General features: G+C 72.8%; 12 protein-coding genes. 5 read left to right on the top strand and 7 right to left on the bottom strand.

Annotated elements, in window-relative coordinates; genetic code table 11:
• Positions 1-39: 39 nt before the first annotated feature.
• The 7 genes from AC5L30_RS00380 to AC5L30_RS00410 all read right to left on the bottom strand — a co-directional run bounded on the left by AC5L30_RS00380 (position 40) and on the right by AC5L30_RS00410 (position 9,470).
• Complete coding sequence (locus tag AC5L30_RS00380; RefSeq protein ID WP_494864360.1) at positions 40-1,956, bottom strand: glycerophosphodiester phosphodiesterase; 1,917 nt, start codon at positions 1,954-1,956, stop codon at positions 40-42.
• 101 nt (positions 1,957-2,057) lie between these two features.
• Positions 2,058-2,795 (bottom strand): cellulose binding domain-containing protein, encoded by a 738-nt coding sequence (locus AC5L30_RS00385; protein ID WP_494864361.1) that lies wholly within the window; start codon positions 2,793-2,795, stop codon positions 2,058-2,060.
• Between the two features lie 74 nt (positions 2,796-2,869).
• Positions 2,870-3,250 (bottom strand): DUF742 domain-containing protein, encoded by a 381-nt coding sequence (locus AC5L30_RS00390; RefSeq protein ID WP_091399588.1) that lies wholly within the window; start codon positions 3,248-3,250, stop codon positions 2,870-2,872.
• Positions 3,228-3,677: a roadblock/LC7 domain-containing protein gene (locus AC5L30_RS00395; protein ID WP_238659150.1), complete on the bottom strand. Its 450-nt coding sequence runs from the start codon at positions 3,675-3,677 to the stop codon at positions 3,228-3,230. Before AC5L30_RS00395 ends, AC5L30_RS00390 begins: the two co-directional genes overlap by 23 nt.
• Positions 3,674-5,647 (bottom strand): nitrate- and nitrite sensing domain-containing protein, encoded by a 1,974-nt coding sequence (locus AC5L30_RS00400; protein ID WP_494864362.1) that lies wholly within the window; start codon positions 5,645-5,647, stop codon positions 3,674-3,676. The genes AC5L30_RS00395 and AC5L30_RS00400 overlap by 4 nt, the downstream gene beginning before the upstream one ends.
• Complete coding sequence (locus tag AC5L30_RS00405; protein WP_494864363.1) at positions 5,644-8,208, bottom strand: helix-turn-helix transcriptional regulator; 2,565 nt, start codon at positions 8,206-8,208, stop codon at positions 5,644-5,646. The genes AC5L30_RS00400 and AC5L30_RS00405 overlap by 4 nt, the downstream gene beginning before the upstream one ends.
• 5 nt (positions 8,209-8,213) lie before the next feature.
• A complete protein-coding gene (locus tag AC5L30_RS00410; protein WP_494864364.1) occupies positions 8,214-9,470 on the bottom strand; it encodes an Hsp70 family protein in 1,257 nt (418 codons plus the stop codon).
• Between the two features lie 301 nt (positions 9,471-9,771).
• On the opposite strand from AC5L30_RS00410, the gene AC5L30_RS00415 reads away from it, so the two are divergent.
• The 5 genes from AC5L30_RS00415 (at position 9,772) to AC5L30_RS00435 (ending at position 16,295) form a co-directional block, all read left to right on the top strand.
• On the top strand, positions 9,772-10,656 hold the full coding sequence (locus AC5L30_RS00415) for an IniB N-terminal domain-containing protein (protein WP_494864365.1): 885 nt from the start codon (positions 9,772-9,774) through the stop codon (positions 10,654-10,656).
• Between the two features lie 115 nt (positions 10,657-10,771).
• Positions 10,772-12,628 (top strand): dynamin family protein, encoded by a 1,857-nt coding sequence (locus AC5L30_RS00420; protein WP_494865297.1) that lies wholly within the window; start codon positions 10,772-10,774, stop codon positions 12,626-12,628.
• Positions 12,625-14,085 carry a hypothetical protein gene (locus AC5L30_RS00425; protein ID WP_494864366.1) on the top strand — a complete coding sequence of 487 codons (1,461 nt, stop codon included), beginning with the start codon at positions 12,625-12,627 and terminating at the stop codon, positions 14,083-14,085. The genes AC5L30_RS00420 and AC5L30_RS00425 overlap by 4 nt, the downstream gene beginning before the upstream one ends.
• A gap of 148 nt (positions 14,086-14,233) precedes the next feature.
• The gene (locus tag AC5L30_RS00430) at positions 14,234-15,256 is read left to right on the top strand and encodes an ABC transporter substrate-binding protein (protein WP_494864368.1); all 1,023 of its coding nucleotides are present in this window, start codon (positions 14,234-14,236) and stop codon (positions 15,254-15,256) included.
• Positions 15,257-15,287: 31 nt separating this feature from the next.
• The gene (locus tag AC5L30_RS00435; protein ID WP_494864369.1) at positions 15,288-16,295 is read left to right on the top strand and encodes a FecCD family ABC transporter permease; all 1,008 of its coding nucleotides are present in this window, start codon (positions 15,288-15,290) and stop codon (positions 16,293-16,295) included.
• Position 16,296 lies beyond the last annotated feature (1 nt).

Here is a 16,296-nt window from a genome sequence, read left to right on the forward strand (position 1 = left end):
GTGGCGCTGGCCCTCGGACCAGCGCCACCCGGAGAGCCACTACTTCAGCGCGAGGGTGCGGGCGTCGGCGGCGATGACGCTGGCGGCCTCGGCCGGCACCAGCTTGCCGGCCTGCCGGTCGGCGTAGGTGGCCAGCTCGGCGTACTGGGCGTGGGCCAGCTTGATGGTCATCGCGGTGACGGCGGTCGGGTCCGCGCCCGAGGTGAGGATCAGGTAGCCGAGACCGGCCTGGCTCACCGTCACGGTGAAGGTGCTGGTCGCGGTGGCGGTGCCCTCGGGCCCGGTCACCTGGGTGGAGATGGTGTGCCGGCCGGCGGTCAGCTTGGCCAGGTCGAGCTTGCGCCCGGCGGCGGACTTCTTACCGTCCAGCGTGACGGTGACGGTGTCCGCGTTGGTCGCGGCGATGGCGATCACCGGCGACTGCGCCCGGTCCAGCCGAGCCCCGTCGGCCGGCGAGGTGATCTGCACGGTCGGGTCGGCGGAGGCCCGCTGGAGGAACGCCGAGTTCCAGCCGACCAGCTCGGCCGCGCGGTTGGTGATGATCGCGTCCGTGCCGATCCGCTCCAACCGCTGCCACAGACCGGCGGAGTCCATCGTCCAGGCCATCACGGCGACCCCGGCTGCGTGCAGCGGGGCGACGACCTCCGGCTTGGCCAGCAACGCGTTGCCGTTGGGGTTGTACGCGGTCAGGTGCAACTCCTTCGCGATCGCCACCGGGTCAGCGTCGAGGGTGCTGCGGAGCAGGCCGAGCGGCAGCTCGGGGGCGATCTCATAGGTGTACCTCAGGGCGTCGACCTCGAAGCTCTGGATGAAGACCCGGCCCATCATCTGCTCGTCCCGGATCACCTGGATGATCGTGGCGACCTCGTCCCGGGTGTGCCTGCCCTTGATCTCCACGAGCAGGTTGCCGCCGCGGGTCCGTAGGTCGGCGAGCTGCTCGGCGAGGGTGGGCACCCGCTCGCCCACGTACTGCGGGCCGAACCAGGAGCCGGCGTCGAGTGCCTTGATCTGCGCGGCGGTCAGGTCCCGGATGTTGCCGGTGCCGTCGGTGGTCCGGTCGACGGTGCCGTCGTGCAGGATGAACGGGACGCCGTCCTTGCTCGGCTGGACGTCGTTCTCGATCCAGTCGGCGCCGCCCCTACGGGCGATCTCCTGGGCGACGAGGGTGTTCTCCGGCGCGGCGGCGGACGCGCCCCGGTGGGCGATCACGGTGAACGGGCTGCCCTCGGGGCGCAGGTAGCCGTTCGGCGCCAGCTCGGTGACGGTGACGTCGTCGTACGACACCGTCGCGCCGTTGACGAAGAGACCCTGGACACCGTCGGCGGAGCGCTGGAGGCTGCTGGTCCGCATCGCCTCCCGCCCGTCGAAGATCCAGCGGGCTTGGTTGCCGTGCACCTCGACGGCGACGCGCACGTCCCGGCCGGTGCCGGCGTCGGACGGGGCGGAGGCGGTGTTCGTCACGACCCAGGCGTTGGCCGTGGTCCGCTGGGCGAATTCGAGCCCGTTGGCGGCGGTGGTGCCGCTGCGCATGGTGGCGATCCACCAGGGGGTCGCGCCGTTGGCGGGAACGTCGATGCCGAGCGAGGCCCAGCGGGTGGCGGCCGAGACCGACTCGAAGCGCATGGTCGCCTCAAGCCGGAAGTCGTTCAGGTGCCGACCGAAGGTGATCTTGTTGTTCTCGCTGGAGCTGGCGGAGGTTCCGTACAGCCGGCCGTTCTCGACCTTCCAGGTGCCGTCGACCGCGTGCCAACCGGCGGGCAGCGACCCGGCCGAGAAGTTCTCCGAGACGACGACGTGGCCCGGCTCGGCGGTGGCGGGCGACGAGGTCGCGACGGCGACCGCGACGGCAGCGCCGGTGACGGCGAGGACGGCGACGGACGCGGCGGCCCGGGTACGCAGGGCACCGAGGCGCGACCCGGCGCGGCGAAGCGACGGTGATGCGGGTAGGACAGTCATGGTCGGAACGGTACGAAGCGCGCCCGAACTGGTGATCAATCAAGCATGACGCCCGCCGGAACGCCCGGTGTACCACGCTCGACCGGGGCGTACCGGACCGGTCAGTTCGACAGGCCAGCGCAGGCGACCCCGTCGATCGTGCACGCCGTGGGGGCGGAACCGGTCAACGAACCATTGACCCGGAACGTCACCCGGACCGAGGCGCTGGCGGGCACCTGGCCGGTGTTCGGGTCCGGCACGAACGTCCACACCGCACCGTCCCGGCTGGTCTGTGCTCCCTCGACCCCGCTGACCCCCAGCGACTCCCGGGGCAGGGTGACCACCAGCGTCCACCGCGGTGCCGGAACCGAGCCGGGATTGCTGATCGTCACGGTCGCGCCGTAGCTGAGCAGGGCGTTGTCCCTGATCGCGAAGTCGGCGCTCAGCGCCGCCGGGGTGGGCTCGGCGGTCGCGCCGGTCGGCGTCGGCCGGGTCGACGACGCGACGGCCGGTGGGACCGGGGAGGCCGAGGCGGGCGGGGGAGCGGGCACCGCCGGGCTGGTGGCCGCCGGACGCGCCTGCGCCCGGGGCGTACCGGACGGCGACGCGCCCACCTGCTCCACGGACGGCGGCGGGTCGAGGGTCACCGGTGTCAGCTTCTCCGGTGTACGCACCACCCCGACGACGGAGACAACCGTCGCGATCAGCACCCCGAGCGCCGCGATGACGGCCACCCAGGTGGCCCGCGAGACGTCCTCCCGGCCGGTGAGCACCCGCCGTGCGGCCGTGACGAGGGCCACGACCCGATCCAGCAGGATGATCGCCACGGTACGGCGTGGCTGGGGTGGTGTTGCCGGCACTGCCTGTCTCTCCTTCAGTTCGTCGCCGGGTGCGTGCTCAGGATCCGGCCGGGTCGTGGCTGGCACCAGCCCGGTCACAGCCCGCGAAGCCCGACGAGTATCGCCTCGAGCAGATCCTCGGTCGGCAGCTCCGACAGCATCGGCGGTTCGTGCGTCTCGATCAGCCCGGCCGCGAGCAGGTCGCCGAGCAGCACCCGGACGGTCCCCAGCGGAAGGTCCAACTCGGCACCCACCTCGGCCACCGACACTGGATGGTGACACAGCTCGACGATCCGCGCCTGTTCAGGGAAGAGCGGTGTGGGGGGCGTGACCCCCCGCCGGGCGACGACCAGTGAGATCAGGTCGAACTGACCGCGTGCGGGCGCGGTGCGCCCCCCGGTCATGGTGTAGGGCCGGGCGACCGGGCCCGCGTCGTCGTCGTACCACGCCTCGTCAGTGGTGCCGCTGGTGTGCACCAGTGTCCCCGATCGTCACCGAGGAGGCCGGTCCCAGAGTGATCGGCAGGTGCCGCTCGGCCTGCCCCACGAAGAGCGCCACCTCGTACGCCATGTCACCGACCTCGACGTCGTCACCGGCGATCCGCACGGTGAGGATGGTCCCGTTCGGGATGGTGGCGATGAACAGGAACGCTCGCGACATCTGCACCACGACCTGGCGCAGCCGACCCGCGTCGCAGGTCCGGGTGGCGGCCAGCCCCAACGCGATCAGGCCGGCGACCACGCCGGAGATCTGCTCGGCCAGCTTTTCCCCCACCCGCCGGGAGCCGCCGAGCGGCAGCCCGTCCGGCGAGAGCACCACGGCGAACTCCGCGCCGTGCACTCGGTCGACCAGGCTGTTCAGGGCGTCGGTCAGGCCGTCCTCGGTGACCACTGCAGACGTCATTGATGTCTCCTTGCTGTTCTCGCGACCGGGAACTCGACCGTGTCGAGGCTGGTTCTGCCGTGTTCCGGGCCGATCCGCCCGGTGTGGCGGACCCGCGTCGGCAGCGCGCCGTCGCCGCTCGGGTCGGGCCGGTCGGTGCCGGTGCGGTCCGGTGGGTACGGGGTGTCGGATGGTGCGCTGGCCGGTGAGCGGCCGGTGTCGGTGACCGTGACCAGCCGGGAGGGCAGGAGCACGATGGCCGCCGTCCCACCGCGTTGGCTGGGGCGCAACGAGACGTGCGCGCCGCAGCGACCGGCCAGTACGGCGGCGGCGTACCAGCCGGCGAGGCCCGCGGGTGGGCCGTCCGGTGGCGGGTTGCCGAGCAGGTGGTTCGCCTCGGCCAGCGCGGCGGCGTCCAGGCCGGGCCCGTCGTCGACGACGAGGACGGCGCACCCCTGCGGTCGCTGCTCGGCGCTGACCCGGACGGTGGTGTCCGGCCCGGAGAAGGTCAGGGCGTTCTCGATCAGCTCCGCCAGCAGGTGGATGACGTCCGTGACGGCTGGCCCCGCCAGCGACCACGACCAGTGCGGGGCGATCAGGACCCGGTGGTAGTCCGGCACCTCGGCGACCGCGCCGCGTGCCACGTCGAGCAGCGGCACCGGGCGTCGCCAGCGGCGGGCGGGTGTCGCACCGGCCAGGGAGATCAGCTTCTCCACGTTGCGCCGGATCCGGGTGGTGAGGTGGTCGAGCTGGAACAGCTCGCCGGTCTCCTCGGTGGACCGTTCCCGACGTTGCATCCCGTCCAGCAGGCTGAGTTGGTCGCGCAGCAGGACCTGGTTGCGTCGGGTCAGCCCCAGGAACAGCTCCCGCTCGGTCGCACCCCCGGGCGGCGGGGCGTCCTGCGCCGGGACCAGGGCGTCCTGCGCCGAGGCCGGCGTGTCCTGCGCCGGTGCCGGGGGGTCGGCGTCCGGCCTGGTCAGCTCGGCGGTCAGGCGTCGGACGGTGCCCGCCCAGCTCAGCAGAAGCACGAGCACGACGATGAGGCCGAGCCCCACCACGACCCCGGTACGCGCGATCAGCACGGCGGCGCCGGGGGTGGCCCGCTCGACGCTGCTGCGGGCGGTCGTCGTCACCAGTGTCTGCAGCGCGCCGAGCGCGGCGTCCGCCGCGGCCCGCCAGCCCTGGACGGTGAGACCGGCCAGGGCGTTGGCGGTGCCCGCCTGAAGCAGCAGCCGGTCCTCCAGGGCGAGCAGAGCCGCGAACTCGGGGCCGGCCGCGAGGCGCTGGTGCTCGCCCTGGCCCTCGGGCGGAAGGCCGACCGCCGCCTCGGCGCGCGCGTACCGCTGGATGCTGACGAGCGTGCTCAGCCGGCGCCGCTCGTCGACGCCGAGCCGCGCGCCGGTCAGGGCCGCGCTGACCAGCGTGTCCTCCCGGGCGAGCAACTCCCGGGCGCGGGCCAGCGCGATCACCGCACGGGTGTCGGCGGCCAACCCGCTCTCGTACGCGCCCCACTCCGGTCCGTACACCCGGAAGGCGACGTCGATGACCTCGTCGTACCTGTCGATGGCCGCGGCCTGGTCGAGCCGCCCGGTGTCCACCTGGGACCGAATCGTGCCCAGGCCGTCGAGCCGTCGGACCAGCTCACCGGCGCGGTCCCGGACCGTGCCGGCGCTGAGCAGCCGAAGGTCGCGCCCCTCGGTGAACTCGCGGATCTCGGCGGCGGCCCGGTCGGTGCCTTCGCGGGCCCCGACCAGCGCCGGTGTCGTCTGCCCCGCCCCGGCGATCGTCTCGACGGTGGTCCGGCGCTCCGTCTGCAAACTCAGGATCAGGCGGTCGATGGGCTGACCCAGCGTGTCCGCCAACGCCCGGACACGCAGCAGGTCGACGGCGTCCTGGCTGGACACGTAGGCCGCGTACGACCACAGCGTGATCAGCACGGCGGCCAGCACGGCCAGCCTGGTCCGGATCAGCCGAACATCGTTACGGGTCATCGGCTCGCCCGCTGCGGCCACGGTTGCCCGGCCGTGTCGCTGGCCCGGTCGGCGACGAGGGTGCGCAGCAGCGCCAGCAGCTCGGTGCGGTTGGCGCAGTTCAGCCGGTTACGCATCCGCGCCACGTGGTGTTCGACGGTCTTGGCCGAGATGAAGAGCCGATCGCCGATCTCCCGGTAGGTCAATCCGGCCAACACCAGCTCGGCAACCTCGTACTCGCGGTCGCTGAGCCCGTGCTGAGTGGGGCCGGCGGCCCGCGCCGTGCTCGCACCGGTCGTGGCTGTCTGCCCGCCGTGCCCGCCGGAGGGCCGCCCCTGCAACGCTCGGGCGCACTCCAGCAGGGTGGTCATCGCCCGCCGGTCGGCGGTGCGGATGGCGGCCTGCCCGGCGAGGCGGGCGCCGTCCCAGCACAACCCGGTGTCGTACAGCCCGCGGGCGGCGGCCTCCACCCGGATCGGGTCCACGACCCCCCGGAGCACCTCCACCCAGCTCTCCGCGGCGGCGGCGACCACGGCCGCGTACCGGCTGTGACCGGCGGCGGCCAGCAACGCCGCGACGTGTTCGTCGGCGACCGTCGGCTCGCCGGTCAGGATGGCGGCGTGCAGTTCACTCCAGTGCAACGGCACACTCCACAGTGGTGGGCCGCCGAGGCGGTCGAGCAGCGCACGCCCCTGATGCAGGTACGGCTCCAGCCGAGCCAGGTCACCGAGCCGTGCGCCCGCGATGGCCAGCTCACCCAGCGGCAGCAGGGTGAACAGGTCGACGGGGTGCCGGACCACGGCCTCCAGCGCCTGCCCCCAACCCCGCTTGAGCGCACCGAGGTCACTGTTGCGCCGGCCGATGCCCATCCGGATCGCCGCGGCGAAGAGCTGGTCGCGGGACTCCAGTTGCCGCCCGTCGAGGGTCACCGTGGCGAGGCGTTCGGTGGCGGCGTGGATCTCGCCACGGACCATCAGGATCCAGGCCTGCAACAGCCGGTGGCGGCGGGCCATCAGCGGGCCACCGACACCGGCGGCCAGGGCGCGGTGCAGCACCCGCTCGGCGATCTCCAGCTCACCGCAGTGCACCGCCGTCAACGCGGCCAGGGCCGCCGGACTGTCCGGCAGCAGCGCCGCTCGTCCATCCGGCTCCAGCAGCGCGGCGGCCTGCACGAGCGCGGAGAGCGCGGCGGTCGGCGGGCCGGTCACGCTTTCCCGTACGCCGTTGGCCGTCAGGCGGGCGGCGCTGGCGTGCAGGGTGGGCGGTTCGCCCGCCGGGTCACCCGCCGGCGACTCGGTGGCGGCGGCCAGGTCACCGGTGGCGAGCCCGCCGACGATGGCGAACGCCGCGGCCGAGGCGGTGCCCGACCACCGGAACAGCTCGACGCTGCGACCGACGTGACCACGGTGGGCCAGGGCGGTGGCGGCGACCACGGCCGCCTCGGAGCGGTCCGGCGGAGCGGCCGTGGCCAGCAGTCGGTCCGCCAGCCGAAGCGCGTCGTCGAGGTCACCGGCGAGCGCGGCGGCGAGCGCCTGCTGCGCGTTGGGCGGCTGCCCGGCCGCCGTGGCCGCCGCGAACAGCTCGGCGGCGAACGCCGGCTCGTCGGCCAGCGCCTCGTCCGCCGCGGCGGCCAGGGTCGCGGCCGGGCAGTCACTGAGCGCGCCGACCGCGAGCAGGGAGCGGACCAGCGGCAGCACCGCGCCGCCCCGGGCGAGCTGCAACTCGGTGAGCCGACGCCAGACCGCCGTCCGCTCGGTGCTGGGGCTGAGCGTCGCGACGGCCCGCCGGACGATCGGCGCGAGCCGGCCGTCCGCGCCGAGCAGCCCGGCCGCCCTGGTCGTGGCGATCAACTCGTCCACCCCGGCCGGGTCCCGACCCAGCAGCGCGCCGAGCATGCTCACCGGCAGCGCCCCGCCGGCCGCGACGGCGAGCAGCAGTCGTCGTACCGCAGTGGGTTGAACGTCCAGGTCCGGAGCGAATTCGAGCATGACCGACCGGGGTGGGTCGACCATCGCGCCGGTCCGCGTCTCCACCCCGGACAGGCCACGGGCCAGCCGTTCCACATCCCGGGGTACGCCGGCGGTCTGCGTGTGGACGAAGTCGACCAGGTCGGCGGGGCGGCCCAGCTCGGGTGTGGCGGCGAGATAGGCGGCGGTCTGCTCCCGGGTGAACGGGGTGAGCAGCAGGGCCTGCCCGTCGCGTCGCAGGGCGTCGACCAGCTCGCTGAACGCCGCCGACCGGGGCCACGGGCGGTGGGCGACCACCAATCGGTGTCGTCGGCCGGCGACCAGACCCAACAGCGCCCCGATCCGCGCGTCGTCGAGCAGGTGTGCGTCGTCGACCAGCACCACCGTGTCGGCGTCGACCGGCTCACCCGGCTCCGGCGCGGTCGTGCGGACGGCGATCCCGGCGCGCTGGTGGACCCGCTCCAACTCCGCGAGCAGTGCGGTCTTCCCGTGACCGGCCGGGCCGGCGATGCCGACGGTCAGTGGGCCGGTCGGGTCCTGTGCGACCGAGTCCAGCAGGGCCTGCAATCCCTTGTCCAGGGTCAGCCCTGGCGCGGCGAGCTCATTCATGATCATGAGGGTTATCCTTCGCGTCCCCGGCCGCGGGCCAGCGCCAGGCGGGACGGCTTCGGCAGTTCCAGTGGGAGGACCCGGACCGGGGGCCGCGGTGGCGGATCGCCCAGAACGGTGTGATGGGGGCGTGGTGCCGGGATGGTGGCCCGCCCGGCACCGCTGACCGGGGCCGGAACAGGGGCCGGCGCCGGCTGGCGAGGGCGCGGTGACACCACCTGACAGGCGGCCATCGCCGCCCCGGTGGCGGCGGTCAACTGTGCGTCCGGCTCCACCTCGACGGGCACCGGCAGGGCCGCGCTGATCAGCTCGGTCACGAGCGGGACCCGGGTGGAGCCGCCCGCCAGCAGGACGCCGTCGAGCTGCGCCGGAGTCAGGTCGGCACTGCGCACGGCCCGGAGCAGAAGGTCGACGGTGGCCTGCACCGTCGGGCGGATCATGGCCTCGAACTGCGCCCGGGTCACCGGCACCCGGGCCGGGCCGCTCGGCAGGGTCAGCACCACGTCGGCCGTGAGGTCGACGGTCAGCACCCGCTTGACCCGGTCACACTCCGCGCGCAGCCCGCGCAGCGCGGCCTGGGCTCCGCGACGGCCGGTCGCGGCCAACTCCCGGGCCAGCACGGTACGAGAATGCTCGGCCAGCGCCTCGTCGAAGTCGGCGCCACCGATCGAGTCGAGACCCTGCGGGGTGCCGAACGTCTCGTACGTGCCGCGCGGGGTGCGGCGCACGAGAGCCGCCTCGAAGCTGTTGCCGCCCAGCGCGTAGACCACGGCCGTGCTGCCCGCGAACCCGCGAGCGGCATGGCTTTCGGCGACCGTGACCGTGCGGGGCAGCAGCGTCACGTGCCGTAGGCCGAGGTCCGACAGTGCCCGGTGCAGCACCTCCCGTCGGTAGGGGCGCCACCCCGCCGGGTGGCTGAGCACGATCGCCTCGGCCGCCCCGCCCTCCAGGGCGTGGACCCGCTCCACCACCCACGCCGCCAGCTCGGCGGTCAGCGTCTGCGGCGCGCACGGCTCGCCGCCGAGCAGCACCGGCACGTCGTCGCCGATCCGGTGGACGAAGTCCCGGGTGGTGCGGCTGCCGTCGTCGGTCGCGGGCTCCCCGACGTGCAGCGAACCGTCCTCTGCCAGGCAGAGCACCGACGGCATGAGTGGTGAGCCGGCGCTCAGCGGGACGGCCTCGGGCCGTGTCCAGGTCGCGCCGCGTCGCCGTGCGACGGCGGCGGCGGTGTTGCTGCTTCCGATGTCTATCCCCAGGACGTACGGCATCGTCTCTGTCTCTCCCCGTGAGTCGGCCGGTCGGTGGCGATGGCGTCGGCTGCCCGACGACCCACCCCCGGCGAACCCCGCGGGCTCCTACGTTCGTACCAGAGATCAGTCCCTGGTCGGGACCCTAATCTCGTCGGGACGGTTTCCCCCTGTCCCCCTAACGTACGAGGTGGCGGTGCCCCTAGTTCAACCGGCCCGGATGCGGGCTCAGCCCCGATGCCCGGGGGCGGGCCCCGGCAATAGCGTCGTCACTGTCGACGTACGACACCCCGCCAATGCCAGACTCGAGGAGAACCGGCACATGGACTCGCAGCAGACGCTCCACGACTTCGTGCTCGACCTACTGACGAACCCGGACGCGCGGTCGGCCTTCGACCTCGACCCCGAGGGTGCGTTGCGGGGCGCCGGGCTCACCGACATCACCGCTGCGGACGTGCAGGACGTCGTACCGCTGGTTGTCGACTACGCGCCGGGGGCGGGCCTCGCGCCGCTGGCCTCGCCGGTCGGGCAGCTCGGGCTGGACCCGCTGCTCACGGACACCACCGACGTGGTGGGTCAGTTGCAGAGCGTGGCGCAGCAGATCAGCGTCACCAGCTCGCCCAGTGGCGTGGACGTCAAGGCCGGCGTGCTCGGCGCCATCGCGGTCGACCCGTCGACCGCCGCCGCCGGGGTCACCGTGCTGCCGGGCATCGGTCTGGGTGTCGGTCCGTCCGGCCTCGACACCGACCTGGCCGGTGTCTCCGATGTGGCGCACACTCTCGACGCCGACGTGGTGCAGCCGGTGGACGCGATCGCGGACCCGGTGCTCGGGGACGTCACCGGCGCGGTCGGCGACCCGAGCGGTCTGCTCGGCGTCACCGACCAGAACCTGATCGGCGGCGACCTGACCGGCGGTGTCCTCTCCGGCACCCACGGTCAGCTCGGCGGGGTCGTCAGCTCGCTCGGTGTCGACGACACCCTCAACGGGCTGGGCCTCGGGCACGGCGACGGTGTCGTCGGCGGGGTCCCGCCGCTCGACGTGCCGTCGACGGTGGGCGGCGTGACGCATCAGGTGGACAGCCTCCTCCCCGGTGTCACCGACACGGTCGGTGACGTCACCGGTGGGGTCACCGATGGTGTGCTCGGCGGCGACTCCAACGCCTCCTCCGATCACGGGCTGCTGGGTATCACCGGCGGTCTGCTCTGACCCGGATCTCCGGTCGGAGCGGAGGGCCGGATCGTCTCGGGCGATCCGGCCCTTCCCGGTTCCACATCCGGTCCCTCTTGATAATTGAGCCGAAATCCGCACACTTGGTGCGGTGATGGCCGGGATCTGGTTGGACGTGCTGGACGAGATCGCCCGCACGTGCACTGCACACAATCGCGGTGACCTACTCCAGACGGTGCGGCAGAAGCGTGCGCAACTGCTGGACCCGACGCTGCGTGTCCTGGTCATCGGCGAGCCGAACCAGGGCAAGAGTCAGCTGATCAACGCGATCATCAACGCTCCGGCCTGCCCGGTCGGCGACGGCCGTACGACCGTCCTGCCGACCGTGGTGCAGCACGCCGAGGCCCCCACCGCGGCAGTGGCCCAGGCTGCGCCGCCGGCCCCGGGCCATCCCACCGGCACCGCCGCCGCGGTGACCGTCGAGCGGACCCCGGTGGCGCTCAACCAGGTCGCGGCTGGCGTGGCCGGCCTGGTCGGGCGTCGGCCGGGTGGTGGCCCGGCGTACGTCGAGATCGGACTGCCCCGCGCCCTGCTCGGCGCCGGGCTGGTGCTGGTGGACACTCCCGGCACCGACGAGGTCGCCGGTATCGGCGCCGCCGCCCCGGTGGCCGCGCCCGCCCGCGCGGACACCGTGCTGCTGGTCTCCGACTCCACCCGGGAGTTGTCGGTCGCCGAGCTGAACATGCTGCTGCACATCATGCGTTCGCATCCGAACGTGGTCGTGGTGCAGAGCAAGACCGATCTGGTGGCGGACTGGCGTACGGTCGCCGAGCGCAATCGGCAGCACCTGGCCGAGGCGGGCGTACCGGCGACACTGATTCCGGTCTCCGCGGCGCTGCGACTGCGTGCCGCCGCGGCCGACGACCGGGTTCTCAACGCCGAGTCCGGCTTCCCCGCCCTGATCGCCCGCCTGCAACGCGACCTGGCCGGCAAGGCCGACCACCTGGCCCGGGCGGCGGTGCAGACGGTGGCCCGGACGGTGGTGGAGCAGTTGGCCGCGCCGTTGCGCGCCGAGTTGGCGACCCAGGAGGCCGAGGAGCAGTCCGGGCCGATCTCCCGGCTGCATGCGGCACAGCGCGAGGTCGACGAGCTGCGCCGGTGCTCCACCCGGTGGCAGAACACGCTGACCGACGAGATCACCGACCTGCTCGCCGACCTCGAGTACGACCTGCGCGACCGGACCCGACAGATCCTGCGCGCGGTGGACGAGGCGTTCGACACCGCTGACCCGTTGGTCGCCTGGGACACCTTCCAGGACTGGCTGGAGCGGAGCCTGGTGGAGGCGGCTGAGGCGAACCACGAGTGGCTGATCCAGCGCTGCGACTGGATCGCCCGTCGGGTGGCCGCCAACTTCGACCGGTACGGCTACGACGTGCTGCCGCCCTGGTCGATGACGATGCCGGACGACATCGGCGGGCGACTGCCCGAGCTGCAACGGCCGACGATCGACCGGTTCACCACGGGCCAGAAGCTGTTCACCGGCATGAAGGGTTCGTACGGCGGCATGCTGATGTTCGGTCTGGCGACCACCCTGGCCGGGATGCCGATGATCAATCCGGTCTCGGTCGGCATCGGGGCGCTCTTCGGCGGCAAGAGCATCCGCGACGAGAGCAAACAGTTGCTCCGTCGCCGTCAGGCGACCGTCAAGACGGCCATCCAGCGGCATGTCGACGACTTCTTCGTCCGGATCATCCGGGACTGCCGCGACGCCGCCCGGCAGGTGCAGCGGATGCTGCGGGACCACTTCACGGGGCTGACCGAGGAGTTGCAGGAGGCCATCGTGCAGTCGTTCCGCAGCGCGAAGCAGGAGGCCGACACCGATGCCTCCCTGCGCGAGCAGCGGCAGCGCGAGATCCGGCTGAAGATGACCCGGTTGGCCGCGGTCTACGAGCAGGCTCAGCAGTTGACCGGCGCCCGGTCCGCCCCGCTGCTGCTGGAGCCGCAGGCATGACGGTGGGGGTGCGCCTGGATGAGGCGGCGTGGGGGTTGCTGCACCAGGCCATCGAGCTGTACCAGGACAATCCCCGGGCGGTCGGAGAGCTTCGGCATCAGGTGGCCCGGTTGGAGCAGCCGCTGCGAATCGCCGTCGTCGGCCCGTGGCGATCGGGAAAGTCGACGGTGCTCAACGCGTTGATGGGCGAGGAGGTCGCCCCGGTCGAGCGGGCGGACGGCGCCTTCACCTGGTACGAGGACGGGGCCGCGCCGCGCGCCACCGCCTACCCGGTCGGGCAGCCACCGCAGGAGTTGGCCGTGGTGAAGTCGGCGACCGGGCTGCGGGTGGATCTGGGCTGGGGTGCGGGGGAGGTGCGGGACATCGTGGTGCGGTGGCCGACGCGGGCGCTGCGGCAGATCACGCTGATCGACACCCCGGCGGTCACCGGGGGCGCCGAGCAGGGCCGGGCGCCGGTGTTGGAGCGGGTGCTGCGGGATGCGGACGCGGTGTTGTACCTGACCCGCGACGGTCGCGACAGCGATCTGCGGGTGCTGGAGTCGGCCCGGGACAGTGCCGTCGGGCAGTCTGCTCCGGTCAATGTGATCATGGTGTTGTCCCGCGCCGACGAGACCGGCGGCGGTCGGATCGACGGCCTGCTCACGGCACGTCAGCTCGCTCGCCGGCACTACCGCGACCCGAGGGTGAACGCGCTCAGCGTCAACGTGGTGGCGTGCAGTGGAATGATCGGCCTGGCCGGCCGGATGCTCGGTGAGTCGGATTTTGCCGCGCTTGCGACCCTGGCCCAGGTGCCCCGGGCGGAGTTGGACGCCCATCTCATCTCCGCCGACCGCTTCCTCGGCGGCGAGCTGCCGGTTCGGCTGGACACCGAGGTGCGCGCCGCGCTGCTGGGGCGGTTCGGGGTCTTCGGCGTCCGGCTGGCGGCCACGCTGGTGCGCAGCGGGTTCGACAGCCGGGTGAAGCTCTCCGCCGAGTTGATTCGGCGTAGTGGTCTCACCGAGCTGCGCGAGTCGGTGACGCGGTGCTTCATCGATCGCCGCGACGCGCTGAAGGCGCGGTCCGCGCTGGCCGCGGTGGAGGCGCTGCTGCGGGCCGAGCCCACCCGGGGATCGGCCGAGCTGGTCGGCGCGGTGGAGCAGATCCTCGCCGGTGCGCATGAGTTCCGGGAGCTGCGCCTGCTGGTGGCGCTGCGCAACACCCGGCTGGGGTTCGACGCGGAACTCGCCGCCGAGGCCCAGCGTCTGGTTGGTGGCGACGGGGTGGGCCTCGCGGCCCGGCTCGGTGTCGAGCATGAGGCCGACGTGCGGCAACTCTGGGAGGTCGCGGCCGACGCGCAGTGGCGGTGGCGGGACCGGGCGGAGGATCCACTGCTCCCGCTGGCGCAGCGACGCGGCGCCCAGGTCGTGGTCCGCAGTTGCGAGGGGATGATCGCCGAGCTGGCCGCGGGCGGCCGTTGAACGTCCGATCGCCATTCTCGCGGCGGTGGTTGGCTGTTTTTCGAGGTGGGAGGCACCCGGCATTGGCCAAAACCGGAAGTGTTGGTTAGCCTAACCTAACTTTCGGGCCGGATGGCTCGCTTCTCTTCGGAAGATCGGGAACTTCACCATGCACTCATGGCGTCCGGTCCTGGCCGTCGCGGCGCTGAGCGTCGTGCTCGGCGGGCTCACTGGTTGTGGCAACGACACGGGTACCGGTGACTCCGCCGCCGCTGCCACGGCTTCCGGCCCCTGGTCTTTCACCGACGGTTCGGGCAAGGCCGTCAAGGCGGACAAGACACCGACGCGGATCATCGCGCACGCCGGCGAGGCCGCCGCGCTCATGTCCTTCGGCATCAAGCCGGTCGGCGTCTACGCCGACGAGTCGGTCAAGACCGACCCCAACCTGAAGAACCTCGACCTCACCGGGATCGAGATCCTCGGCGAGGAGTGGGGCAAGATCGACGTGGAGAAGGCCGCCGCGCTGCGTCCGGACCTGATCGTCGGCGACTGGTGGCCGGCCGAGAAGGCGCACAGCGGCATGGAGGAGGGCGTCGACGAGAAGAGCAAGAAGCTCGCCGAGCTGGCCCCCGTCGTCGGCGTCACGCAGGGCAAGTCGATCGTCGCGCTGGCCGAGGGGTACGAGGATCTCGCCGAGAGCCTCGGCGCCGACGTGGCCAGCCCGCAGATCGCGGCGAACAAGAAGCGCTTCGAGGACGCGGTGGCCGCGTTCAAGGCGGCCACCTCGGCCAAGCCGGGCCTGACGGTCGCCGCGATGTCGCCCTCGACGGAGAAGGTCTACGTCGCGAACCCCGAGTACGCGCCCGAGCTGCTGGACCTGCAGACCTGGGGTCTGAAGGTGATCAACCCGGCCAGCCCGGACCCGGCCTTCCCGTACTGGGAGAACCTCAGCTGGGAGAACGCCGACAAGTACCAGCCGGACCTGATCCTGTGGGACGGCCGATCCTTCACGCCCACCGCCAACGCCGAGTGGAGCACGAAGCAGCCGACCTGGTCCAAGATCAAGGCGGCCAAGGCCGGTGCCACCGTCTCCTGGCCGGCGTTCTGGCTGCACACGTACGGGGACTTCGCCACCGAGCTGGACAAGCTGACCCAGGCGGTCAAGGCCGCTGATCCGAATGTCGGCAACTAACCAGATCGGGACGCGCAGCTCGACGGGAGGCGTGCGGCGAGCCTCTGCCCTCGGGCCGGGGCTCGCCGTCCTCTGTGCGGTCCTCGCCCTCGTCGGCTTCCTGAGCGTGACCATGGGCTCGCGGTCGATCGGGCTCTCCGAGGTGCTGCACGCCCTGTTCAGCCTCGACAGCGACGGGCCGATCAGCAGCACCGTCACGCTGGAGATGCGCGTACCCCGCACTCTGCTCGGCATCCTGGTCGGCGCCGCGCTCGGGGTGGCCGGGGCGATCCTTCAGGGCGTCACCCGCAACCCTCTGGCGGACGCGGGGATCCTGGGCATCAACTCCGGCGCTGCCGCGTTCGTGGTCTTCGCCATCACGGTGCTCGGGGTGCGCGGCGTCGGCGTCTACGTCTGGTTCGCGTTCGCCGGCGCGATCGCGGCGCTGGCCCTGGTGTACGCGGTCGCCTCGCTCGGCCGGGAGGGCGCCACCCCGGTGAAGCTGGCCCTGGCGGGCGCGGCGGTCACCGCCGGCCTGACCTCGGTGACCAGCGGGATCGTGATGACGAACGTGGACGCCCTCAACGAGCTGCGGTTCTGGCAGGTGGGGTCGCTCGCCGGTCGGTACACCCCGATCCTGACCGGGGTCGCGCCGTTCCTGCTGATCGGCCTCGCCGTGTCGCTGGGCTTCGGGCGGGCCATCAACGGCCTCGCGCTCGGCGAGGACGTCGCGCGTGGCCTCGGCCAGCACGTGACCCGTACCCGCGCGGCGGCCTTCGCCGTGGTCGCGGTCCTCGCCGGCGCCGCCACCGCGGCCTGCGGGCCGATCGTCTTCGTCGGGCTCGTCGTACCGCACCTCGCGCGGTTCATCTGCGGCCCCGACTACCGCTGGATCCTGCCGTACTCGATGCTGCTGGCACCCATCGTCCTGCTCCTCGCCGACGTGCTCGGCCGGATGGCCGCCGCCCCCGACGAGGTTCAGGTCGGCGTGATCCTCGGGCTGATCGGCGCGCCCGCGTTCATCGCGATCGTGCGCTACGGCCGGCTGTCGGAGGTTTGAG

It is taken from the genome of Micromonospora sp. BQ32, from assembly GCF_059358895.1.